This window comes from Pediococcus sp. AC40, from assembly GCF_030252485.1.
Lineage (GTDB): Bacteria > Bacillota > Bacilli > Lactobacillales > Lactobacillaceae > Pediococcus > Pediococcus acidilactici.
The window spans coordinates 248,188-263,566 of sequence record NZ_CP127012.1; the positions used below are offsets into that span (position 1 = coordinate 248,188).

Sequence of the window (15,379 nt, forward strand, 5' to 3'; positions counted from 1 at the left end):
CGAAGAAGCTGGGAAAAACGTTGTTCACCCCAGCTTTTTTGCTATTAAGTAACAGGGCGTTAAGCCCGATTTGATAAGTTGGGGAGGCAATCAAGATGAAAATTTTTGATTCACATACTCATTTAAATGACGAAGCTTTTTGGGGAAACGAGCAAACGTACCTGGATCACGCGCGTAAGTTAGGGGTTAAAGCTACGGCCCAAGTCGGGTCCAACACAGTTTTAAACCAACGGGCTCTAGAATTAGCCGAAAAATATCCCCACACCTACGCGATTGTGGGATGGCATCCGGAAGACGCAAAAGATTTCCATGAATCCGAGCGAGCAACGTTATTGGAACAGTTGAAAAATCCTAAGGTAGTGGCTTTGGGAGAGATTGGATTAGACTATCATTGGGATACGTCGCCCCAAAAAACACAACGGCGGGTTTTTACGGAACAAATCCAAATCGCCCAAGAACGTAATTTACCGATTGCCATCCATAACCGAGATGCGATGGAAGATACCTACGAAATTTTAAAGAATGCCAGCACGCACCCAATCAAGGGTGTGATGCACAGTTTCAATGGGAACGTTGCTTGGATGGAAAAATTTTTGGAACTCGGATTAAACATCTCGTTTAGCGGAGTGGCGAGTTTTAAGAAGACTAAGGAAGTCCACGAAGCCGTTCGCCAAGTACCGTTGGAGCGGATCATGGTGGAAACCGACGCACCGTACTTAGCTCCGGAGCCTTTACGCGGCAAGCAAAACGAACCGGCCTACGCGCTATACGTCCTAGAAGCTTTGGCCCGCCATCGGGACATGGATCCAGACGAATTAGCAAAGGCAACTTTTGAAAATACATGTAAACTTTATGGGATTGAAAATGAAGAAAATTAAAGAAGTAATTGTAGTTGAAGGAAAAGACGATACCAAACGAATTAATTTAGCGGTCAACGCGGATACTTTGGAAACCCGGGGTTCGGCGCTGTCTGAGGAAACGATTGAACAAATTCAGCAGTTGCAAGAAACGCGGGGAGTAATTGTGTTTACCGACCCTGATTTTTCAGGTGAAAAAATTCGTAAAACCATCGCGGCCGAAGTACCTAACGTTAAACATGCTTTCTTAAAGCGCAGTGATGCCGTTCCCGACCACAAGGGTAGTCTAGGGGTCGAACACGCTAGTCCAGAAGCAATTCGGCATGCATTAGAGCATCTTTATACGGAAGATGACGAAGCGTTGCCCCAAATTTCTCAGGACGACTTAATGGAAGCTGGATTAATTGTGGGTAAAGAGGCTAAACAACGCCGAATTAAGTTGGGCGAAATATTAGGAATCGGATACGTAAACGCAAAGCAACTACCCAAAAGGTTGCAATTATTTCAGGTAGCTAAAAGTGATTTTGAACAAGCAGTTCAACAAATTGACGGAGGAAAGTATGAAGAATCAGATTGAGATTGGGAATCCCACGCGAACACGGGCGATTTTAGAAAAATATGGCCTATCCGCTAAAAAAAGCTTAGGGCAAAACTTTTTAACCGATCCCAACGTGTTGGTTAACATTGTGGACGCGGCCGAAATTAACGATGGCGACGACGTGATCGAAGTGGGACCGGGAATTGGGAGCCTCACGGAACAAATTGCTAAACGGGCCCACCAAGTTTTAGCCTTTGAAATTGATCAAAATTTAATTCCGGTTCTAGATGAAACGCTGGCTCCGTACGATAACATTACGATTATCAACGAAGACGTACTTAAAGTTAACGTTAACGAAGTGGTTGCGGAACATTTCGACGGACAGCATCCGATTAAGTTAGTGGCTAATTTGCCGTACTATATCACCACCCCCATCTTAAAATCGTTTATGGCAAGCTCCTTGCCAATTGCAAAAATGGTGGTGATGATGCAAAAAGAAGTTGCCGACCGGCTTACCGCGCAGCCTGGGGATAAGGAATACGGTTCGTTATCCGTCGTGGTGCAATACCGCATGCAAACTCAGGTAGAGTTCACGGTTCCTGCCCGGGTGTTTGTCCCCCAGCCTAAGGTGGATTCTGCGATTGTTAGTTTAACGCCTCGCAAAGATTGGCCAGTTTATCCTGCAGACGACCGTGACTTCTTCAAAACGGTGCACGGATGCTTTATGCACCGCCGAAAGAACTTGTGGAATAACATGCAGGGGTTGTACGGTAAGGCACCGGAAACTAAAGAAAAAATTCAGTCCGTATTAGACGAGTTGGAAATTGACCCGCACATTCGGCCAGAACGTTTAACGGTGGTTGACTTCATCAACTTACACAACCAAATTCAAACTGTCGGACTAAAGCGTAAATAAACCGTTTTAATTGAAATAAAGCACAAAAAAACTAAATGTAAAGCGTTGATATTCAATTGTTGGTGTGGTAAAATTGCATCTTTTGTGAAACTATGATAGAATGTTTCACATGGGAAGGTGAAGTTAATGCCAATCACACTAGCTACAATAAAAGATAAACTCGATAATCGTATCGGGGAAGAATTATTGGTAGTCGCTCAGGCTGGCCGCAAGAAAGTTACCAAACGGCGTGGACGATTGCACATGACATACCCAGCCGTTTTCGTAGTTGATTTGGATCAAGACGAGAACTCCTTCGAACGTGTGTCGTACAGTTACACAGACATTTTAACTAGAAACATCAAACTAAACTTTGACGATGAAACTGATGGTGAAGAAGCCGCCGAAGACATCGAGGATGAAGAAGACGAAGCAGAATTTGATGCAGAGTAACTTCTAGCTAATAAAACTTGGTGAACCGTGGTGAAGGAGCTAATTAAAGCTAAATCACGCGGTTCTTAAGCGTGGAAACGGGCTGTTAACCAAAACAGTAGCGGACGCAAAGTCATTAATGACTTTGCGTTTTTTTATGTAGTAGACATTAGAGAATAAATTACTTCCCAGAACTTTGGGGGCGCGGCTTTTCCAAGTTACACATGACGGCTTGGTTTGTAACTATTTAGTTATCGTGTTTTGCTAATAATTAGGGTAAAGTTTCACTTTGTGTTAAACACCCTTTTTTATTTTGTTTAATTTTCTAGTATAATCAGTATTAAAAGTAAACAAAGCGGGTGGAGTAAATGGAAATCACCGAGAAAGCTCCTGCTAAATTGAACCTTTTTTTAGACACGCCATTCAATCATCCCGATGGTTTACCAGAATGGAACATGATTATGACGTCGGTTGATTTAGCGGACTATGTCAAGATTGAAAGTATTCCAGGGCGCACGGGAATTAAGGTGCGAACGAATACTGGTTTTTTACCTAACGATAGTCGGAACTTAGCGTATCAAGCAGCCCGAGTTTTGCAAGAAAAGTATCAAATCCGCGCGCGAGTGAACATTGAGATTCGAAAACACATTCCGGTAGCGGCCGGTTTAGGTGGCGGTTCTTCAGATGCAGCAGCGGTATTGCGCGGTTTGAACCAGCTGTGGGATTTAAAATTAAATAACGAAGAATTGGCTAAAATTGGGTTGACCATCGATTCGGACGTTCCTTTTTGCGTCTATGGGCATACGGCACACGTTTTGGGAAAAGGTGAAAAGGTGATTCCCTTAAAAAAGCTGCCCCCAATGTGGGTGGTAATTGCCAAGCCCAAGCTTAGCGTTTCCACGCCCCATATTATTAGTAAAATTGAACACCAAACTTTACAACACTCAAATATTAAATTAATGCTCGACGCGATTGAACACGAGGATTATGATAGTATTTGTCGTTATATGGGGAACGTTTTAGAACAAGTAACCGGAAAAGAACATCCGGAAGTACTAAAAATTAAGGATAAAATTAAACAATTCGGGGCGGACGCAGCGCAAATGAGCGGTACCGGCCCGACCGTGTTTGGAATTTGTTCCAAGTCGACCCGGGCTAAACATATTGTTAACAGCTTAAAGGGTTTTTGTCATGAAGTATATTTAGTGAGAATTTTGTGAGGGATAGAAATGGCTAATCATGAAGCAACAAAAAAGAAAATTGTCGACGGGTTATTTGAGTTGTTAAAGGATAATGAGTTAGCCAGCATATCAGTTAGTAACATTTGCCAAACTGCGTCAGTTTCGCGGATGTCGTACTACCGAAGTTTTAAATCTAAGGACCAAATCATTGATTATAAAATTGACCAAATATTTACGGAATTTTTTAACTACTTAATGACCCGTCCTAATCACGATATTAGTGCCTTCTTGGAGGCTTACTTTGCGGTTTGTCGGAAAAATGCTTATTATATCGGAATTTTAATCGACGCTGATTTAAACGACCGCTTGTATAATAAATTGCATTTTTACCTAACCGATCTAATTGAAAAGGGAATTTTCAAACTACGGACGGACATCCCCGTAATGTGGGTTAATTTTGCGGCTGGCGGCTTAAGTCAAATGGTTGTGCAATGGGTGAAGGATGGACTCGTGCAGACAAACCAAGAAATGGTAATGGTTGCCCATCGCTTCTTAAGGTAGCGTATTTACATAGTTGCCAAACTGGTTAAAGAACATGGCAACGGTATAAGGAACGGAACTCGTTCTGCTATGGGGGATTGGTAGCGCTCTCGTAGGAAATCTACTATAATAGAAACATAAATTATGGGAGTGATGGACATGCTCGAGTATAAAAAGATCTTAGTACCAATTGATGGCTCTGCCAATAGTGAATGGGCCCTGAAAAAAGCAATTTCGGTGGCTCAGCGGAACCATGGACATTTAGACGTGGTTACCGTTATTCAGTCCTCACGTTTTATGGATATTTATGGGCATATGGGTACTAACATGAATTACGTCGAAGTATCCCTCCTCCGAGCTAAGGAATATGTCGATAACATTAAGGAACAAATTCAGCAAAAGTACCACTTTACTGATATTGACGTATACGTGGAAGCCGGCGATCCGAAAACCGTTGTGGCCACTGATTTGCCAGAGAAGTTAGGCACCGACCTGATTATGATCGGGTCGACCGGCCTGAACGCTTTGCAACGAACGCTGCTCGGTTCGGTAGCTGATTACGTAGTTCGCATTGCGCCAGTTGATGTTTTGCTGGTTCGCACCAAAATGGATAATTTCACGATTGCTAAGGAAGTATAACAGGAGGAATTGAGATGAGTAGTACGCGGGAATTGAACCCAAGAAGATTCAGTCAAATTTTAGTCGGGGTAGACGATTCCCCGGACGCGCAATTAGCTTTTCGGTTTGCAATGAACCGGGCTAAACAAGATGATGCTGAATTGGACTTGGTAACGGTTATTGAAGAAAACGACATTAATATTTACCAGGCGTTGGATAAAAACTTTATTACCCAAAAACGGGCCGAGCTAGAAAAACATTTGCAAGACTACCGAAAAATTGCGCTTGAATTTGGAATCAAGAAGGTCCAAACTTACATTGCCGAAGGGGAAGCCGGCGAAACGATTGTCAAAAACGTAATTCCGCGAGTTAACCCGGATTTATTAGTGATTGGCTCCTCTTCTAAGACGGGCATGGCCAAATATTTTGGTTCGCAAGCGTCATACATGGCTAAACACGCGCCGATTTCAGTACTGGTGGTCCGTTAAACCATTATTTTCAATAAGGTGCTAGCCGATTTCTGAAATCGATGAATAACTAATTAAATGAGTAAATAAAGGGTCTGCGAGATGTTCTCTGCAGACTCTTTTTGCATTTTAAGAACAATGGGGACGTGGTTTTCACGAAGTTTCAAGAAAAAACTTACGAAAAAATTTTCTTTCTGCTATAGTAATCTAGTTGCGTCATTAGATAGGGTACTTAAAACAACTAGAGTACGTGAAAGAAAGAGGGTTTGATTTTAAATGAAACAAAATGAAAACAATGGCATGATGCAAGCTAGAGTTCCAGTTGCTCATCCCATGATAGTCATGGCAAGCATGATGATTGGCGCGTTCGTAGGAATGTTTAGCGAAACTTCGTTAAACATTGCCTTACCACAATTAATGAGCCATTTAAACGTCGCTGCTGGTACGATCCAGTGGTTAGTAACGGGTTACATGTTGGTAATCGGAATCGTATTACCATTTTCGAGTTTAATTTCGAAATGGTTTACTACCCGCCAGATTATTATATTTGGATTGTTGGCGTTTATCGTCGGAGCGGTAGTTTCTGCGTTATCAACAGCCTTTCCAATGTTATTGGCTGGGCGCATGATTCAAGGAATCGCGACCGGTTTGATCTTGCCAATGATGTTTACCGTGGCAATGCAAGTTTTCCCGCCTTACAAACTGGGTGCGGCAATGGGAATGTGTGCCTTGGTAATTATGTTTGCACCAGCAATTGGTCCAACGTTGACCGGTTTGATTTTAGCTAAGTTATCCTGGAACTGGATTTTCTGGGCGTTTGTGCCATTCTTAGTAATTGCGCTATTATTTGCGATTTTTGGTTTGAAGAACGTCGGTGAATTGACGAAGCCTAAGGTTGACGTCCTTTCCCTACTAGAATCAATTATTGGTTTTTCAGGAATCGTAATGGGAGTCAGCTTTGCCAGTGAACAAGGTTGGGCTTCTCCGCTAGTGCTGGGTTCGTTGATTGTTGGAATCGTCGTCTTAGCACTTTACGTTAAGCGGCAACTTGCCCTTGTTGAACCAGTCCTTAACTTAAAGATTTTTGCCATTCCGGCTTTCCGGACCGGCGCGGTCTTAGTAATGTTAGATTTTGGCATTATTTTGTCGGCAATGTACTTGTTGCCAATGTACATTCAACGGGGGTTGTTACTACCAGTTGCCTTAACAGGGATTATTATGTTACCTGGTGGTATCATCAACGCGTTGGTATCTGCGGTCGCTGGTCGGCTTTATGATAAAGTAGGCGCAAAGACTCCGGTACGCTTAGGCTTGATCATTGCCTTGGTAGGTGCGGTAATGCTAATATTCACCACCACCCATACGTCAATTGCTTATTTAATTGCAGCACACGTAATTTTGATGGTCGGCGCTCCGTTAGCAATGTCACCTGCGCAAACGTACGCGTTGAATTCATTACAGGGAGCACAATCTGGTGATGGAAGTACCATCATGAACACTATGCAACAAATTGTAGGTGCGATTGCGACGGCCTTGGCAACTAGTTTGTTGGGAATTGGCCAAACGGTATATCAAAATCACCATGGCAGCGGCCACTTGAGTGCAGCATTTACGAACGGTACTCATTACGGATTTTACTTTACAATTGCTTTAATCGCGGTTGGCTTATTAGCTTCATTGAGAATCACTACGGCTAAGGATGCTGAAAAATAAGTAATTGAGCCACTAAAAATGAGAGTGGGACAAAAGTCTCTAAACAAAAAAACGGTTCATGAGGTAAAACTTCCTCATGAATCGTTTTTATTTTGGTGTTTTGACTTCAATAGAGCCACAACGTGTGCCAAAAGTCAGTTTGTTCCGCTTAACCAAAAATTGGCCATCATGCCCAATTCAGGCATCATGGTCAATTTTCAGTTAATGCTCGCAAACTACCCGACTTTTGTCCCACTCTCATTTTTTTACGTTAGCCGATTTCTTAGATTAGTGGGTCAGGGTGCTTAAAAATGACCACTACTTCTTTTGCCATAAAAACTTGATCAACGCGCGGTTAACCCGGGCATTGTTATGCAACTTGCTGTGTTGCGCGTTTTTTCCATGGATTTCAAGCTCCGTGTATGACTTGGCTCGAGGACTTACTAAATATTTTAGCGACTTAGCAGAATTTACCGGCACGGCTTCGTCAGAATGACTGCCATCGTCTAAATCGCCATAAATATTAAGTACGGCAGTTGAAGTAGGAAAATTTTTGCGCAGGTTAAGCAATTCCCGGTAAGCAGGGGCCATCCAGCTTGGCTTACCAGTAGCCTGGTTAACGGTGACTTGCTCACTCTTCTTTTCACCCATCAGCCCGTTGTAATGTCCCGCAATTGCTACCAAGTGAGCAACCTGAGGAAGCTTGGCATTGTGCAAATTATCATTGAGATAATTGATGATTTCAAGGTTTCCCATCGAATGTCCAACTAGGTTGATTGAGTGATAATGATGCTGTTTTTCTAAAGCAACGACAACTTGTTTAATGTATTCGCCGCCACGATGATATCCGCTAACGTAATCTTCGTGGTCATTATTTGCCGTCAGTTTGTTATCCGCTAAGTTAACTTCCACAATGGGGTTAATTGCGTCCGCGGGAATGGAATGATTAAACGTAACTTGGCCATTTTTAGCAACGTCTGCGCGGACTACGGTATTAGTTACTCCGGCTTGGCGAGCTGCGTCCACCATTTTTTCTTCGGCGTGAAAGCTGCTTCCCCATCCGTGGACAAATAACGTTGGAGTGGTGGACTGAACGTATTTTGCGGTAGTTGATGAACGATGCGGACCCGTCAAGTAGACTATTCCAGTTGCGATAATCAGCAATCCCAATAAAACTAATAATATTTTTTTCATCAAATTCTCCTTAACATTGTGAAATTCTCAATGGATTTGGAATTGTTCACATTATATCCGTAATTGTGGATAATGAAAAATATTTATTTTTAATCGTTAAGGATAATGATTCGTTATATAAGGCAGTGTAATCTTAATAAATTGAGAGTTCTCGTAAATCCGCCTGAGCCTTTTCTTCGGCGTTTAAATCTTGGGTGATTTGCCCGTTTCGCAAGACTAAAAGCCGGTTACCGTATTTGACCGCGTCGCTAAGTTGGTGGGTGATCATCAGGGCGGTTAAATGATCCGCAGTAATCCGTTCTTGGGTAGCCACCATTAACTCGGTGCTGGTTTTGGGGTCGAGGGCCGCCGTGTGCTCATCTAGTAAAAGAATTTCCGGTCGCTTGATGGTTGCCATCAAGAAGCTTAAAGCTTGGCGTTGTCCGCCAGATAGGCTTCCGGTTGGGGTTTTAAGCCGGTTGCTAAGTTGGTTAGGCATGCTTGCGGTAATCTGTTTGAATTCGGCAGTATGTTGGTTTAAGCGGCGGGGACGCAATCCGCGACGTTGTCCGCGTTTCGTAGCTAATAATAGGTTTTCCGCAACGGTCATGCGGGGGGCGGTTCCCAACTTAGGGTCCTGGAAGACCCGACTAATGTAGCGAGTCCGTTTTTCTTCGGAAAGGTGGGTAATGTCTTTTCCAGCAAGCAAAATCTGGCCTTCGTCAACGGCTAAGTTTCCAGCGATCACGTTAAAAAGGGTTGATTTACCAGCTCCGTTAGAACCTAACAGGGTGATAAAGTCGTTTTGGTAGACCTTTAAGTTAATGTTTTTTAAAATTTGGATTTCTTCGCTAGTGTGTCGGTTGGCGTAGACGGACACGTTTTTTAATTCTAAAATTACTTGGTTATTCATTTGAATCACGCTCCTGACTAATTGGTGAAAGGCCACGGCGGACAATGTTGGATAAACGCAGCTTTTGGCGTAAGGTTGGCAACATTAGGCAAAGGGCCAGTACTAATGAAGAAATTAAGTTTAAATCATTGGTGTTAAAGCCGGCCTTGAGGACTAAGAGAAGTACGAACCGGTAGATGATGCTACCGCAAACCACGGCAACGAGACGCTGGTTCATGGTCAACTCTCCAAAAACTACTTCGCCGATAATGATTGAAGCAAGACCGATTACGATGATTCCAATTCCCATGTTAACGTCGGAATAACCGTCACTTTGGGCAATCAAGGCACCAGAAACGGCAATTAAACCGTTGGAAACCATGAGGCCTAAGTTTTTCATTTGGTCGGTATGAATGCCTAAAGATTTTGCCATTTTTTCATTGTCCCCGGTTGCAATGAAGGCTTGGCCAAGCTCAGTTTGCAAGAAAAGCGCTAGAAGGGCAACCACCACGGTGATAATTAACAAGCCTAACAGTACGCTATCGAAGAAGGGCGGTAATGCAGTTAGGAACGCACCGCTAAACAAGGTGTGATGTCCTAATAAGGATACGTTCGAAGTCCCCATAATTCGTAAGTTGATGGAGTAGCAGGCGGTCATCACTAAGATCCCGGCCAATAAAATTGGAATCTTTCCCTTAGTGTACAGTAAGCCGGTGGTCAGACCTGCTAACATACCTACGCCAAATGCTAGTACGGTTGCCAAAAGCGGGTCTACTCCGTGAGTAATTGCGGTCACGCTCACGGCTGCTCCTAACGGAAAGGTCCCTTCCACGGTCATGTCAGGAAAGTCTAAAATCCGAAAAGTTAAAAATAATCCTATGCCAAGGAGCCCCCACAGCAACCCCTGACCGATAGCAGAAGTAATTAGATTCATTTGTAAATAACTCCTTCCTTTTGTGCTTTTTGTAGTAAGTTATTAGGAATTTTAATTCCCATTTGTTGCGCTTGTTTTAAGTTAATGGTTAGGTCGCCGCGTTTAAGATATTCGACCGGATTTTCCCGAACTTTTTCACCCTTTAAAATCCGCCCGGCCATTTTTCCAGTCAACACGCCGAGTTTATACTGGTTCACGCTGTAAGTGGCAATTCCGCCATTTTTGACCATGGAATCGACTGCTGGGAAAACGGGCACGTTAGCCGCGTTGGTGTTTTTGACCAACGTTGACATCGCTCCGGCAATGGTGTTGTCGGTTGGAACGTAAACCGCGTCCACCGCCTGGACCATGGATTGCGAAACCTGGTTAAGGTCGTTGGAATTCGCGATGGAATACGCCTTAAGATTAATGCCCGCCTTCTGGGCCAGTTTTTTAAATTGGTGGTACTGGGTCACGGCCGAGTTGTCACTAGAAGTATAAATAATCCCCAAAGTGTGCAAATGTGGCATAAGCTGCTGAATTAATTGCAACTGTTGGGCTAACGGCGCTTGGTCGGAGACGCCGGTAACGTTCGTAGTCGGATGCTTTAGGTTAGTCATTAGACGAGCACCTTTGGGATCGGTAATCCCGCTCATAATGACCGGCGTCGTACTGGTAGTATTTGCCAAAGCAAGGGCGGCTGGGGTGGTAATTCCAATCGATAGGTCGACCCCTTCATTTTCAAACTTCTCGCTCATGGTCTTGAGGTTACTCTGATTTCCTTGAGCATTTTGGTAGTCCACCTTTAGGTTCTTTCCTTCGGTAAATCCGGTTTGCTTTAAGCCAGCGTAAACCCCGCGCTGAATTTGTTTTAAAGCTGGTTGGTCCATTAGTTGTAGGATGCCAATCTTTTTAGTGGTTTGGCTAGCCTGGTTGGTAGAATTTCCTTCTTTGAAAAAGGCAAATCCCAGAAACGCAAAAATGATGACGATAAAACTTAACATTCTTTTCATACAAGCAAAGCTCCTTAAAATAAAGTAATAAAAAAGGACAAACCCAGAGGGCCTGTCCAAAAAAGGCCCGCATGGCGGTTAATGATCCATGCGGGCAATTATCAGCGTTATTCAACACAAATGAGCCGGCACAGATACGATCTGTATACAGGTCGTATCTTGCCTTTGCAAAACACAACCTAGTTACCGGCTTTGCCAACCATTATTGACATTTTTTCGTTTTAAAATGCTCATTTGCTTATTCCTACCTTACAAGTTAATCTTCCACGAGTATAACGGAAGACTTTTTAGTTTGTCAACGACGATTTAAAAATTACCTAGCTCTGGTTAATGGCATGGAAGTAGAAACGGGTTCCGCGATCTAAGTAATAAGTTTTCGAGAAGTTGAATAAAACGTTATTCTTCCGGTAATGCGACTGGTAAAGGGTGATATAGCGATCGCCTTGAGGAAAGCCGGTAATGGACGCAGCTTCTGGCGATAACGGTTCAATGCCAACGTATTGGTCGCTCGAATCAACGGTGACATCGTATTCGGCTTTGATAAACTCGAGGATTGATTCATGCAGGACGTCGACTGGTAGAAAGGGAACTTCGTTGCGTTCGTAGTAAGCGTATTCCAATATATAAGGCTGATTTTTACGGTAACGATACCGGATGATTCGGTATAGTTCATCGCCATCTTCACAACCAAACTCATTCGCCATGGCCCGGTCGGCAATCATCCGGTCAAAAGTAACTACCCGAGAAGTTAGCTTTTGATGGTTAAACCCCTCGGAAACCCCCATGGTGAGGTTAACGATCCGATCGGTGTCCGCGCCGATATTATTAATGTAGTATCCGCTGCCTTGAACCCGGCGCACAAGTCCCTTTTGGCTAATGATGTCGATGGCCTTACGAATTGTGTTCCGGCTAACGTTATACTTTTGCATTAATTCGTATTCGGTAGGCAATTTTACCTTGAACTGATGGTGATTAATTTTATAAATCAAATCATTTGCAATAAATGTATACAATTAGTGACACCTTCTTTATCTGGTTTTAATAACCTGGTGACAAATTTAAATGTTTGGCACTTGTAAAATTTGTACCTACGTTTTATAATTCAATTGTAACGTAAGCGGTTTCATAGTCAACCGCCTAAATTAAATTTATTACAGGAGTGATTCATATGGCTGAAAAAACAATTATGTTAGTATGTGCGGCAGGGATGTCGACTAGTTTACTAGTTTCCAAGATGCAAAAAGCTGCGGAAGCTGAAGGCGTTGACGCAGAAATCTTCGCAACGGCGGCATCCGATGCGGATAACAAATTATCCGAAAAATCACCAGACATTTTGATGCTTGGACCGCAAGTTCGTTATCTAGAAGACAACTTCAAAAAGAAATTAGATATTCCAGTAGAAGTTATTGATATGCAAGACTACGGCATGATGAACGGCGAAAAAGTTCTCAAAGAAGCTTTATCAGCAATGGGGAACTAAGGAACTTTGTGAATTTTTTAAAAGCGCTTTCACTTAACTGGAGCGCTTTTTTGTATCGAAAGGAGTAAATTAAATGGCTGAACAAGAACAAGATATGCAAGCAATTATGGGATTAATTATTAACGGAGGGAACGCAAAGAGTTCTGCTTTTGAAGCAATTAACGCTGCTAAGGAAGGTGACTTTAAGCGTGCTGATGAAAAATTGAAGGAGTCCGACGGCTTTTTAACTGAAGCACATAACGCCCAAACCGGGATGTTGACTGAAGAAGCCAACGGCAATCATGCCAAGGTAACTTTACTAACGGTTCATTCCCAAGACCACATCATGAATGCCATCACTTTCCGGGATTTAGCCGGAGAAATTGTGGACTTATATAAGAAATTAGCTGAAAAGTAAGGTGGAGATTTGATGACGGAAAAAAATTATCGGATGCCTGCTGGTTTCTTATGGGGCGGCGCAGTTGCAGCCCATCAGTTTGAAGGCGGATGGCAAGCCGACGGGAAGGGCGTTAGCATTGCGGACGTCATGACGGCAGGTAATAAAGACACTCCGCGTAAAGTTACCGATGGAGTGGTGGATGGGGAGATTTATCCTAACCATTGGGGAATTGATTTCTACCATCACTATCGCGAAGATATCGCTCTTTTTGCTGAGATGGGCTTTAAGTGCTTTCGGACTTCGATCGCTTGGACGCGGATTTTCCCTAACGGCGACGAAACGGAACCTAACGAGGCCGGATTAAAGTTTTACGATGACGTTTTTGATGAACTTTTAAAACATGATATTCAGCCAATTATCACCCTGTCCCATTTTGAAATGCCTTATCACCTAGTAAAGGAATATGGCGGTTGGACTAATCGAAAACTAATCGACTTTTTTGTCCGGTTTGCCAAGACGGTAATGGAACGTTATCGCGGTAAAGTTAAATATTGGATGACTTTTAATGAAATTAATAATCAAGCTGATTATGACGATCCGCACCCGCTTCTCCAAAACTCGGGGTTGCTAGTTACGAAAACTACGCCAGATAAAGAAGCGTTAATGTACCAGGCGGCCCATAACGAAATGGTTGCAAGCGCGAAGGTGGTCAAGTTGGCTCACGAAATTGACCCAGATTATCAAGTCGGGGCAATGATTGCCATGTGTCCAATTTACCCGCTTACTGCTAAACCAGCGGATATTATGAAGGCTGAACGGGCAATGCAGACCCGCTATTACTATGGTGATGTTCAGGCGAATGGTGAATATCCCGCATGGCTGTTGAAGTACTGGCAACGGCGTAATATTTCCGTGGACATCAGCGATGAAGACCGCAAAATTTTAGCGCAGGGCACGGTGGATTACATTGGCTTTAGTTACTACATGTCCTTTACGACAAAAGCTAACGATGACGATTCCGACTACGCCTACCGCGAGTCTACTGATTTAGTAGATAATCCGTACGTAGCAAAATCAGATTGGGGCTGGCAAATTGATCCAATCGGTTTGCGTTATTCCATGAATTGGATGCAAGACCGTTGGCATAAACCACAATTCATCGTGGAAAACGGTTTTGGCGCTTACGATCAAAAGACCGCCGATGGCCAGGTTCATGACGACTACCGAATTAAGTATTTCCATGACCACATTCTCGAGATGGAAAAGGCCGTCGTGTTAGACGGAGTTGATTTGATTGGCTACACTCCGTGGGGCTGCATCGATTTAATCTCAGCTAGCACGGGTGAAATGGCCAAGCGCTATGGCTTCATTTATGTCGACCAAGATGATGCGGGTCATGGAAGCCTAGCACGTTCTAAGAAGGATTCATTTGCTTGGTATCAAAAGGTAATTGCTTCAAACGGGGCGGATTTAACTACTAATTAATTAAAGCCGCTGACGTCCCGTAGGCCATAAGGTTAATACCGTTTTAAGGAGGTGATCAAGGTGTTTAGTTACGAACGAATTCAGACCCTCAATCAATTAGAAATGTTTGTTTATAAGTACGTTGCGGGCCATCTTGAAGAATGTAAAACGATGACGATTCGAGATTTATCAGCTAAAAGTCACGTGTCATCCACTACGGTTTTGCGTTTTTTGAAGAAAATGGGTTATGAAGGATTTTCTGATTTCAAATATGCGTTGCGACATCATGATAAACCCGACCGGTTTGGACAGGTAGAACAAGAATGGGGGCCAATTGCCCAATTTTTAACGCAAGCTAATTTGCCTAAGTACCGGCAAAAAATTTCCGCGGTAGCGCAGTTATTTTTAAAGGCGCATACCCGCCTCTTTTTAGGGATGGGATCGAGTAGCAGTCTCGCACAGTACGGTGCCCGAGTGTTATCTAATTATGGATTGTTTTCTTTGGCAATTATGGATCCGTATCAGCCGCAACCGATTGAGGGCCGGGACTATACTAAAACTTTGATCATGTTTTTGTCCGTTTCGGGCGAGTCCGATGCAATTTTGCGACAAGCTAATTATTATCGACAAAATGGGGCGACTACCGTTGCGGTAACGGCCAACCACCTTTCAACCCTTGCACGGGTTTGCGACCATTGTCTGGCATACGACATTCCGGAAAAGAAAGTGGGAACGCTAGACTTCACTTCCCAAGTGCCGGTAGTTTACGTTTTAGAACAAATTGGTCAGCGGTGTGGCGAGCTGATGAAAAATAATAAGGTGACTACCAAGGTTAAAAAATAGTG

At 43.4% G+C, this 15,379-nt stretch carries 18 protein-coding genes; 13 read left to right on the forward strand and 5 right to left on the reverse strand.

The features are described from left to right. Window positions 1–95 precede the first annotated feature (95 nt). The 9 genes from NL111_RS01105 (at window position 96) to NL111_RS01145 (ending at window position 7,241) form a co-directional block, all read left to right on the forward strand. Window positions 96–878 (forward strand): TatD family hydrolase, encoded by a 783-nt coding sequence (locus tag NL111_RS01105; protein WP_002830200.1) that lies wholly within the window; start codon window positions 96–98, stop codon window positions 876–878. After that, a complete protein-coding gene (rnmV, locus tag NL111_RS01110) occupies window positions 865–1,434 on the forward strand; it encodes a ribonuclease M5 (RefSeq protein WP_008842097.1) in 570 nt (189 codons plus the stop codon). Before NL111_RS01105 ends, rnmV begins: the two co-directional genes overlap by 14 nt. Beyond that, on the forward strand, window positions 1,418–2,311 hold the full coding sequence (gene rsmA, locus NL111_RS01115) for a 16S rRNA (adenine(1518)-N(6)/adenine(1519)-N(6))-dimethyltransferase RsmA (RefSeq protein ID WP_002830198.1): 894 nt from the start codon (window positions 1,418–1,420) through the stop codon (window positions 2,309–2,311). The genes rnmV and rsmA overlap by 17 nt, the downstream gene beginning before the upstream one ends. A gap of 126 nt (window positions 2,312–2,437) precedes the next feature. Beyond that, window positions 2,438–2,743, forward strand: a complete 306-nt coding sequence (locus NL111_RS01120; RefSeq protein ID WP_002830196.1) for a Veg family protein — start codon at window positions 2,438–2,440, stop codon at window positions 2,741–2,743. A gap of 347 nt (window positions 2,744–3,090) precedes the next feature. Further along, window positions 3,091–3,942: a 4-(cytidine 5'-diphospho)-2-C-methyl-D-erythritol kinase gene (gene ispE, locus NL111_RS01125; RefSeq protein WP_002830195.1), complete on the forward strand. Its 852-nt coding sequence runs from the start codon at window positions 3,091–3,093 to the stop codon at window positions 3,940–3,942. 9 nt (window positions 3,943–3,951) lie between these two features. Continuing rightward, a complete protein-coding gene (locus tag NL111_RS01130) occupies window positions 3,952–4,464 on the forward strand; it encodes a TetR/AcrR family transcriptional regulator (protein ID WP_002830194.1) in 513 nt (170 codons plus the stop codon). A gap of 138 nt (window positions 4,465–4,602) precedes the next feature. Further along, window positions 4,603–5,082, forward strand: a complete 480-nt coding sequence (locus tag NL111_RS01135; RefSeq protein WP_002830967.1) for a universal stress protein — start codon at window positions 4,603–4,605, stop codon at window positions 5,080–5,082. A 14-nt stretch (window positions 5,083–5,096) separates the two neighbouring features. Further along, window positions 5,097–5,549: a universal stress protein gene (locus NL111_RS01140; RefSeq protein WP_002830968.1), complete on the forward strand. Its 453-nt coding sequence runs from the start codon at window positions 5,097–5,099 to the stop codon at window positions 5,547–5,549. Between the two features lie 255 nt (window positions 5,550–5,804). Beyond that, complete coding sequence (locus tag NL111_RS01145; RefSeq protein WP_270516283.1) at window positions 5,805–7,241, forward strand: DHA2 family efflux MFS transporter permease subunit; 1,437 nt, start codon at window positions 5,805–5,807, stop codon at window positions 7,239–7,241. A gap of 297 nt (window positions 7,242–7,538) precedes the next feature. Here NL111_RS01145 and NL111_RS01150 read toward each other — a convergent pair whose 3' ends face one another. The 5 genes from NL111_RS01150 to NL111_RS01170 form a co-directional block, all read right to left on the reverse strand. Further along, entirely contained in the window at window positions 7,539–8,414 is an 876-nt protein-coding gene (locus NL111_RS01150; RefSeq protein ID WP_270516282.1) for an alpha/beta hydrolase, read from the reverse strand. Window positions 8,415–8,547: 133 nt separating this feature from the next. Beyond that, complete coding sequence (locus NL111_RS01155) at window positions 8,548–9,306, reverse strand: ABC transporter ATP-binding protein (RefSeq protein WP_002830189.1); 759 nt, start codon at window positions 9,304–9,306, stop codon at window positions 8,548–8,550. Beyond that, window positions 9,299–10,219, reverse strand: coding sequence for an ABC transporter permease (locus tag NL111_RS01160; protein ID WP_119179239.1), 921 nt, complete (start codon window positions 10,217–10,219; stop codon window positions 9,299–9,301). Before NL111_RS01160 ends, NL111_RS01155 begins: the two co-directional genes overlap by 8 nt. Then, window positions 10,216–11,211 (reverse strand): tryptophan ABC transporter substrate-binding protein, encoded by a 996-nt coding sequence (gene trpX, locus NL111_RS01165; RefSeq protein ID WP_002830973.1) that lies wholly within the window; start codon window positions 11,209–11,211, stop codon window positions 10,216–10,218. Before trpX ends, NL111_RS01160 begins: the two co-directional genes overlap by 4 nt. A gap of 317 nt (window positions 11,212–11,528) precedes the next feature. Continuing rightward, on the reverse strand, window positions 11,529–12,224 hold the full coding sequence (locus tag NL111_RS01170; RefSeq protein WP_058120717.1) for a GntR family transcriptional regulator: 696 nt from the start codon (window positions 12,222–12,224) through the stop codon (window positions 11,529–11,531). A 155-nt stretch (window positions 12,225–12,379) separates the two neighbouring features. On the opposite strand from NL111_RS01170, the gene NL111_RS01175 reads away from it, so the two are divergent. From NL111_RS01175 to NL111_RS01190, 4 genes are all read left to right on the forward strand, one after another. Further along, window positions 12,380–12,691, forward strand: a complete 312-nt coding sequence (locus tag NL111_RS01175; protein WP_002830186.1) for a PTS sugar transporter subunit IIB — start codon at window positions 12,380–12,382, stop codon at window positions 12,689–12,691. A 73-nt stretch (window positions 12,692–12,764) separates the two neighbouring features. Continuing rightward, window positions 12,765–13,088, forward strand: a complete 324-nt coding sequence (locus NL111_RS01180; protein ID WP_002830184.1) for a PTS lactose/cellobiose transporter subunit IIA — start codon at window positions 12,765–12,767, stop codon at window positions 13,086–13,088. A 12-nt stretch (window positions 13,089–13,100) separates the two neighbouring features. Continuing rightward, the gene (locus NL111_RS01185; RefSeq protein WP_159215800.1) at window positions 13,101–14,555 is read left to right on the forward strand and encodes a 6-phospho-beta-glucosidase; all 1,455 of its coding nucleotides are present in this window, start codon (window positions 13,101–13,103) and stop codon (window positions 14,553–14,555) included. Between the two features lie 60 nt (window positions 14,556–14,615). Continuing rightward, window positions 14,616–15,377 (forward strand): MurR/RpiR family transcriptional regulator, encoded by a 762-nt coding sequence (locus NL111_RS01190; RefSeq protein WP_002830182.1) that lies wholly within the window; start codon window positions 14,616–14,618, stop codon window positions 15,375–15,377. The last annotated feature ends 2 nt before the right edge of the window (window positions 15,378–15,379 follow it).

What these genes read in the sequence shown, in the direction of transcription:
- NL111_RS01105 (WP_002830200.1), top strand. Translation starts at nt 96, where the DNA reads ATGAAAATTTTTGATTCACATACTCATTTAAATGACGAAGCTTTTTGG.
- rnmV (WP_008842097.1), top strand. Translation starts at nt 865, where the DNA reads ATGAAGAAAATTAAAGAAGTAATTGTAGTTGAAGGAAAAGACGATACC.
- rsmA (WP_002830198.1), top strand. Translation starts at nt 1,418, where the DNA reads ATGAAGAATCAGATTGAGATTGGGAATCCCACGCGAACACGGGCGATT.
- NL111_RS01120 (WP_002830196.1), top strand. Translation starts at nt 2,438, where the DNA reads ATGCCAATCACACTAGCTACAATAAAAGATAAACTCGATAATCGTATC.
- ispE (WP_002830195.1), top strand. Translation starts at nt 3,091, where the DNA reads ATGGAAATCACCGAGAAAGCTCCTGCTAAATTGAACCTTTTTTTAGAC.
- NL111_RS01130 (WP_002830194.1), top strand. Translation starts at nt 3,952, where the DNA reads ATGGCTAATCATGAAGCAACAAAAAAGAAAATTGTCGACGGGTTATTT.
- NL111_RS01135 (WP_002830967.1), top strand. Translation starts at nt 4,603, where the DNA reads ATGCTCGAGTATAAAAAGATCTTAGTACCAATTGATGGCTCTGCCAAT.
- NL111_RS01140 (WP_002830968.1), top strand. Translation starts at nt 5,097, where the DNA reads ATGAGTAGTACGCGGGAATTGAACCCAAGAAGATTCAGTCAAATTTTA.
- NL111_RS01145 (WP_270516283.1), top strand. Translation starts at nt 5,805, where the DNA reads ATGAAACAAAATGAAAACAATGGCATGATGCAAGCTAGAGTTCCAGTT.
- NL111_RS01150 (WP_270516282.1), bottom strand. Translation starts at nt 8,414, where the DNA reads ATGAAAAAAATATTATTAGTTTTATTGGGATTGCTGATTATCGCAACT.
- NL111_RS01155 (WP_002830189.1), bottom strand. Translation starts at nt 9,306, where the DNA reads ATGAATAACCAAGTAATTTTAGAATTAAAAAACGTGTCCGTCTACGCC.
- NL111_RS01160 (WP_119179239.1), bottom strand. Translation starts at nt 10,219, where the DNA reads ATGAATCTAATTACTTCTGCTATCGGTCAGGGGTTGCTGTGGGGGCTC.
- trpX (WP_002830973.1), bottom strand. Translation starts at nt 11,211, where the DNA reads ATGAAAAGAATGTTAAGTTTTATCGTCATCATTTTTGCGTTTCTGGGA.
- NL111_RS01175 (WP_002830186.1), top strand. Translation starts at nt 12,380, where the DNA reads ATGGCTGAAAAAACAATTATGTTAGTATGTGCGGCAGGGATGTCGACT.
- NL111_RS01180 (WP_002830184.1), top strand. Translation starts at nt 12,765, where the DNA reads ATGGCTGAACAAGAACAAGATATGCAAGCAATTATGGGATTAATTATT.
- NL111_RS01185 (WP_159215800.1), top strand. Translation starts at nt 13,101, where the DNA reads ATGACGGAAAAAAATTATCGGATGCCTGCTGGTTTCTTATGGGGCGGC.